This is a genomic window from Flavobacterium sp., assembly GCF_046155325.1.
Lineage (GTDB): Bacteria > Bacteroidota > Bacteroidia > Flavobacteriales > Flavobacteriaceae > Flavobacterium.
This window is the reverse complement of sequence record NZ_JBJXDQ010000160.1, coordinates 1-6986: the sequence shown is the minus strand read 5'-3', so window position 1 is coordinate 6986 and position 6986 is coordinate 1. Positions and strand designations below refer to the sequence as shown.

The window sequence follows — 6986 nt, the reverse complement described above, 5'->3', positions numbered from 1 at the left end:
CTTTAGTCAACAAACCCAATTTGTTGATTTTAAATCGGTGCATGGACAAATAAAATTGAATCCGATTGAAAAATCGGTTTCTGGAATTGTGAGTTATAAATTTGAAATCTTGAAACCTATTGATACTATTAGAATTGATGCAATAAATATGGAATTTTCAAAGGTCAAATTGAATAATAAACCAATTAAAATTGACACAAATGGCAAACAACTTCTTTTAATTTATCCGTTCAAAAAAGGAAAACACACACTTAATTTTAGTTACAATACTATTCCCAAGCAAACACTCTATTTTATAGGTTCTGATAAAAATGATGACTTACAAATTTGGACTCAAGGTCAAGGAAAATACACAAGTCATTGGTTTCCGAGTTTTGACGATGTAAATGAAAAAATGGTCTTTAATATGACGGTAACTTTTGACAATAAATACCAAGTGCAAAGCAATGGAGTAGTAGTAAATAAAAAGAATATTAGCACTCTAACGCAATGGAATTTTCAAATGGGAAAACCGATGAGTTCCTATTTATTAGTGCTTGCTGTAGGAAAATTTAATAAACAAGTAGTTTATTCGAATTCTGGAATCCCAATTGAAATGTATTATGAACCAAAAGATAAAGCCAAAGTTGAACCAACTTATCGGTATTCAAAACAAATTTTTGATTTTTTAGAAGAGGAAATAGGAGTGAAGTACCCTTGGAAAATATATAAACAAATTCCAATTCGAGATTTCTTATATGCCGGTATGGAAAATACCTCGACGACATTGTATGCAAATCAATTTGTAACGGATTCTATTGGATTTGAAGACCAAAATTATGTAAATGTAAACGCTCATGAGCAAGCGCATCAATGGTTTGGAGATTTAGTAACTGCAGAAAGTGGAACCCATCATTGGCTTCAAGAAGGTTTTGCGACTTATTATGCATTACTAGCCGAAAAAAAGGTTTTTGGAGACGACTATTTTTATAATAAATTATATGACTATTCTTTACAAATTAAAAAGGCTTCCAAAACAGATACAATTCCGATTTTGAGTCCTAATGCAAGTTCATTAACTTATTACCAAAAAGGAGCATTGGCTTTGCATGTTTTAAAAGAAGCTGTTGGTGGCGATATCTTTAAAAAATCAGTGAAAGATTATTTAGAAAAACATTCATTTCAAAATGTAAATACGGATGAATTTCTTCAAGAAATTAAGAAAAATTCAAACTATGATATTGAAATTTTTAGTAAAATTTGGCTTGAGGATAAAGAATATAACGATAATATAATTAATGAGTTAATTTCAAAAAATAAATCAATAAAACTATTGTTTGAAATTAATGTATTAAAAAATAAACCTTTATCCGAAAAAAGAGATTTCTTTATAGCAACACTTCAGTCGGATGTTTATTGGACAGTAAAAAGAGCCATTATTTATCAATTAAGAAATGAAAATTTTGATGATAAAAAACAATTCTTTCAACTCGCTTTACAATCAAACAACAATAAAGTTCGTCAAGTAGTTGCATCCGTTTTGACAGAAGTGCCCGAAGATTTTAGAGTCAACTATGAAAGTTTACTTGACGACAAATCATATCAAACTAGAGAAATAGTTTTGAGTGTTTTATGGAAGAATTTCCCTGAACACCGAATTCGATATCTGGATAAATCGAAAGATTGGTTTGGTTTTAATGACTATAATTTGAGAATAGTATGGTTGTCATTGACTTTGTCAACGCCTGATTATACCTGCGACAAAGAAGCTTTAATAAAGGAGTTAATTGATTATTCGTCAAATAAATTCGAAGCAATAGTAAGGCAAAATGCTATCGGAAGTCTCATTGCATTAGGTATTGCAAATGATGCTTTTTTGATTAATTTAGTAAACATGACCACTCATCATGCTTGGAATTATTCAAAGTTTGGAAAAAATTCAATAGTAGAATTATTAAAAAATTCGAATATAAGAATTGAATTTGAAACTATTTTACCAAATTTGAATCAAAAAGAACAGTTTCAGTTGGAACGACTTTTGAAAACAATAAATCAATGAGAGCATTAGTGATTTCTGGCGGTGGGAGTAAAGGGGCATTTGCGGGAGGTGTTGCCCAATACCTGATTGAAGATAAAAAGAATCAATATGATTTATTTTTAGGAACTTCGACCGGAAGTCTACTAATTCCGCATCTCGCTTTAGGAAATATTGAAAAAATACATGGTATTTACACTAATGTGAATATGAAGAGCATTTTTAATGTAAACCCGTTTTATATTAAAAACAAAAATGGGACAAATGTTGTAACCATCAACCATTTTAATGTCATCATACAATTTATTAGAGGGCGAAGAACTTTTGGAGAAAGTAAAAGGCTTAGAAAGTACATAAAATCAAACTTTTCAATTACAGAATTTAATGAATTAAAATCTACTACAGTCGATGTAGTTATAACTGTTACCAATATTTCTAAAAATGAAGCTGAATACAAATCAATCAAAGAATGTACTTATGATGAGTTTTGTGATTGGGTTTGGATATCAAGTAATTATATACCCTTTATGAGTTTAGTCAGTAAAAACGATTCTGATTACGGGGATGGCGGTTTTTCGAGTTTAGTACCCATTCGCGAAGCAATTCAACGTGGCGCAACTGAAATAGATGTAATCATTCTTGAAACTGAAGTCAATACAACTAAAATGGAAATTGGGAAAAATCCCTTTTCGTTAATGATTGATATTTTTAGAATAGCTTTAGTCCAAGTAGAAAAGCATGATATCGCCTTGGGTAAATTAATAGCTTCTAATAAAGATGTAAAGCTAAACCTTTTTTATACTCCAATAAAACTAACCGATAACGCTTTAATTTTCGACAAAAAAGAAATGAAAAAATGGTGGCTTCAAGGCTATGAATACGCTTTAAATAAGAGTGAAATTATGAGCGAAAATAAATTACCATAATTGACTCACTTCGTTTTTTAAATAGGACAAAGCAACATTTGTTGGAGATTGTTTCTCGGATAAATCTTTTAAAATAAACTCCCGTAATTGATTTGCATCCCTTATCTTTTCGTTTTTAGCAGCAAAAAGAATCGCTTGTATTGTGGCGTTTTTAGCTTTGATTAGTATTGTCCAACAGTCTTCGGTTAAATAAATTTGCTGGGCTAGATTATGCTCAAATTCTTGCTCTATTTGGGCAATTACATAGTTAGCATAATCATTTTTATCTTCAGAAATCGGAGTAATTCGCACCAGAAGTTGGCTAGGATTTATTCTTTCTATAAACAAAGTCATCCTTTCGTAGGCTTGCAAGCGCAAAGGTAGAATATCTGTTTTTGTTTCTTTTTGAACTAAAAGTTGTCTTTTTTCGCGCTCATTTTTGGTGTAAAGTTCAAAAATTGTATATCCAACAAATGTAATTATGATAGAGGGTAAAGTATAGCTTACTAATTCGATTATTTGAGTGGAATCCATTGAATTTGGGTTTAAATTATGCACTACAAATTAACGAATAAACAAATAAACTTAAATAGTACATTTGGTAAAATTTATAAAAAATGGAATCTTACATTATTATATTACTTTGCCTTGCTGCTTTTGTAGCAGGTTTTATTGATGCGATTGTGGGTGGTGGAGGTCTTATTCAAACTCCGGTTGCTCTAATATTGCTTCCAAATTTAGCGGTATCTACCATCATTGGAACTTTGAAAATTCCAGCAATTAGTGGTACTTCGTTTGCAGCTCATCAATATATTAAAAACGTGAAGATGAATTGGAAATTACTATCAATAATGATATTATTAGCTTTTCCTTCTGCATTTTTAGGTTCTACATTGTTAACTTATGTGAGTAATGATTTCATGAAACCATTGCTGTTAATAGTACTTTCGCTGTTCCTTATTTATACCTATATTCAAAAAGATTTCGGTCAACAACGCGATACTTCAGTTACTGGATCAAAACAAATAATTTACGCCATATTCATTAGTTTTAGTGTTGGTTTTTATGACGGATTTATTGGGCCAGGAACAGGAAGTTTTTTAGTATTAGCTTTTATAACGTTACTAGGTTTTGATTTTATTAATGCTTCTGCCAATGCTAAAATGGTAAATTTAGCCACTAATTTTGGATCTATTTGTTTATTTATTTCCAAAGGAAAAATCATTTGGGCAATTGCAATTCCAATGGCGGTTTTCAATGCTTTAGGGGGTTGGATGGGAGCGAAATTAGCTATTAATAAAGGAAATAAATTTATCAGAACCTTCTTTTTGGTAGTTGTTATCGCCACCTTAATTCGGTTTGCTTATGATGTTTTTTATAAATAGAAAACCACTCTTTTTTTAATTCTTAAATCCTTATTTTTGCATTCATCATAATTTTATCATGCAAAAATACATCGAACAACTTAACGAAGCCCAACGAGAACCTGTCCTTCAAAAAGACGGTCCTATGATAATTATTGCAGGTGCTGGTTCAGGAAAAACTCGCGTTTTGACTATTCGTATCGCTTATTTAATGAGTTTGGGAGTTGATGCTTTTAGTATTTTGGCATTGACATTTACAAATAAAGCGGCTCGTGAAATGAAAAAACGAATCTCTGAAATTGTAGGCTCTAACGAAGCCAAGAATCTTTGGATGGGAACTTTTCACTCTGTTTTTGCTAGGATACTTCGTTCTGAATCTGATAAATTAGGCTATCCTTCGAATTTTACGATTTATGATACACAGGATTCTGTTCGTTTAATTTCGGCAGTTATCAAGGAAATGCAGTTGGACAGAGATGTATATAAACCAAAACAGGTTTTAAGCCGAATTTCCTCTTATAAAAATAGTTTGATAACGGTGAAAGCCTATTTCAATAATCCAGAATTACAGGAAGCCGATGCGATGAGCAAAAAGCCTCGTTTGGGCGAAATTTATCAAAATTATGTAGAGCGTTGTTTCAAATCTGGCGCAATGGATTTTGATGATTTATTACTGAAAACTAACGAATTGCTGACTCGTTTTCCCGAAGTTTTAGCCAAATATCAAAATCGTTTCCGATATATTTTGGTCGATGAGTACCAAGACACAAATCATTCCCAGTATTTGATTGTTCGTGCTTTGTCGGATAAATTTCAAAACATATGCGTTGTGGGCGATGATGCACAAAGTATCTATGCTTTTCGTGGTGCGAATATCAATAATATCCTGAATTTTCAGAAAGATTATGAAGGCGTGAAAACCTTTCGATTGGAACAAAATTACCGTTCTACCAAAAATATTGTAGAAGCTGCCAATTCGATAATAGAAAAGAACAAAACCAAACTTGACAAAATTGTATGGACTGCGAATACCGATGGAGCCAAAATAAAAGTGCATCGCAGCATTACCGATGCAGAAGAAGGCAGGTTTGTGGCGAGTACAATATTTGAGCAAAAGATGCAAAATCAGTTAATGAACGGACAATTTGCTATTTTGTATCGAACGAATGCGCAGTCACGTGCTATGGAAGATGCGCTCCGAAAACGAGACATTCCATATAGAATTTATGGAGGTTTATCATTTTATCAAAGAAAAGAAATCAAGGATGTTTTGTGCTATTTGCGATTAGTAATCAATCCAAAAGACGAAGAAGCTTTGGTTCGGGTTATTAATTATCCAGCTCGTGGAATTGGAGATACGACTGTCGAAAAGTTAACAGTTGCCGCAAATCACTACAAACGATCCATATTCGAAGTGATGCAAAACATTGACAAAATTGATTTGAAGCTTAACTCAGGAACCAAACAAAAACTACATGATTTTGTAACCATGATTCAGAGTTTTCAGGTAATAAACGAAAATAAAGACGCATTTTATATCACAGATCACGTAGCTAAAAAAACAGGATTAGTTCAAGAATTAAAGAAAGATGCAACTCCGGAAGGAATGGCAAAAATCCAAAATATAGAAGAACTATTAAACGGAATCAAGGATTTTACAGAAGGACAAAGAGAAATTGACGGTGCTCGTGGAGCCTTGTCTGAATTTATGGAAGATGTTGCCCTAGCAACCGATTTAGACAAAGATACTAGTGAGGAAGATAGAGTTGCTTTGATGACCATACATTTAGCCAAAGGCTTAGAGTTTCCTCATGTATTTGTTGTTGGAATGGAAGAAGATTTATTTCCGAGTGCAATGAGTATGAGTACGCGAAGTGAACTCGAGGAAGAACGTCGTTTGTTTTATGTGGCTTTAACTAGGGCCGAACATCAAGCCTATTTGACCTATGCACAATCGCGGTATCGTTGGGGTAAATTGACTGATTGTGAACCTTCACGTTTTATTGAAGAAATTGACGGACAGTATTTAGAATATCTTACTGCCGAAGAAACCAATTACCGTTATAAACCGATGATTGACAGTGATATTTTTGGTGATATTGACAAATCAAAATTGCGATTGGCAAAACCTGTTGCAGGAAGTCCCCCAACCCCCGAAGGGGCTGCAAAAGCTGAATTAAATATTCGTAAGCTGAAACCAGTTTCAAGCAATTCAAGTGCTGCCAATTTATTTGACAACAAATTAGTTCCAGGAAATATTGTCATGCATGAACGTTTTGGCAAAGGAGAAGTATTAAATCTTGAAGGAGCTGGAGCTGATAAAAAAGCCGAAATTAAGTTTGAAGTCGGTGGAATTAAGAAATTGCTGCTAAGATTTGCGAAATTGGATGTGATTGGATGAAAAAAGTTTAAACTATTAAGAAATGTCACAATTTATCAAAATATACGAAGACAAACCCAACGAAGCTGCAATTGCCAGAGTCGTTAAGGTTTTAAAGGATGGCGGTTTAGTAATCTATCCAACCGATACCGTATATGGTTTGGGATGTGATATTACCAATACCAAAGCTTTGGAGCGCATTGCCAAAATAAAAGGAGTGAAGCTGGAAAAAGCAAATTTTTCCTTTATATGTCATGATTTAAGTCATTTGTCTGATTACGTTAGGCAAATAGATACGGCTACTTTCAAATTGTTAAAAAGAG

Annotated in this window: 6 protein-coding genes; 5 read left to right on the top strand and 1 reads right to left on the bottom strand. The window is 32.8% G+C overall.

Annotated features, from left to right (window positions below):
• Positions 1-2038 (top strand): M1 family metallopeptidase (locus ACKVOD_RS11015; protein ID WP_409209522.1); only part of this gene is annotated, 2038 nt, incomplete at its 5' end.
• Positions 2035-2940, top strand: coding sequence for a patatin family protein (locus tag ACKVOD_RS11010; protein WP_409209521.1), 906 nt, complete (start codon positions 2035-2037; stop codon positions 2938-2940). The genes ACKVOD_RS11015 and ACKVOD_RS11010, both read left to right, overlap by 4 nt.
• On the opposite strand, the gene ACKVOD_RS11005 is transcribed toward ACKVOD_RS11010, so the two are convergent.
• Positions 2932-3453 (bottom strand): hypothetical protein, encoded by a 522-nt coding sequence (locus ACKVOD_RS11005; RefSeq protein WP_409209520.1) that lies wholly within the window; start codon positions 3451-3453, stop codon positions 2932-2934. The genes ACKVOD_RS11010 and ACKVOD_RS11005 overlap by 9 nt on opposite strands.
• 83 nt (positions 3454-3536) lie before the next feature.
• On the opposite strand from ACKVOD_RS11005, the gene ACKVOD_RS11000 reads away from it, so the two are divergent.
• The 3 genes from ACKVOD_RS11000 to ACKVOD_RS10990 form a co-directional block, all read left to right on the top strand.
• Entirely contained in the window at positions 3537-4304 is a 768-nt protein-coding gene (locus ACKVOD_RS11000) for a sulfite exporter TauE/SafE family protein (RefSeq protein WP_409209519.1), read from the top strand.
• Positions 4305-4362: 58 nt separating this feature from the next.
• Positions 4363-6684: an ATP-dependent helicase gene (locus ACKVOD_RS10995; RefSeq protein WP_409209518.1), complete on the top strand. Its 2322-nt coding sequence runs from the start codon at positions 4363-4365 to the stop codon at positions 6682-6684.
• A 22-nt stretch (positions 6685-6706) separates the two neighbouring features.
• Positions 6707-6986 (top strand): L-threonylcarbamoyladenylate synthase (locus tag ACKVOD_RS10990; protein WP_409209517.1); only part of this gene is annotated, 280 nt, incomplete at its 3' end.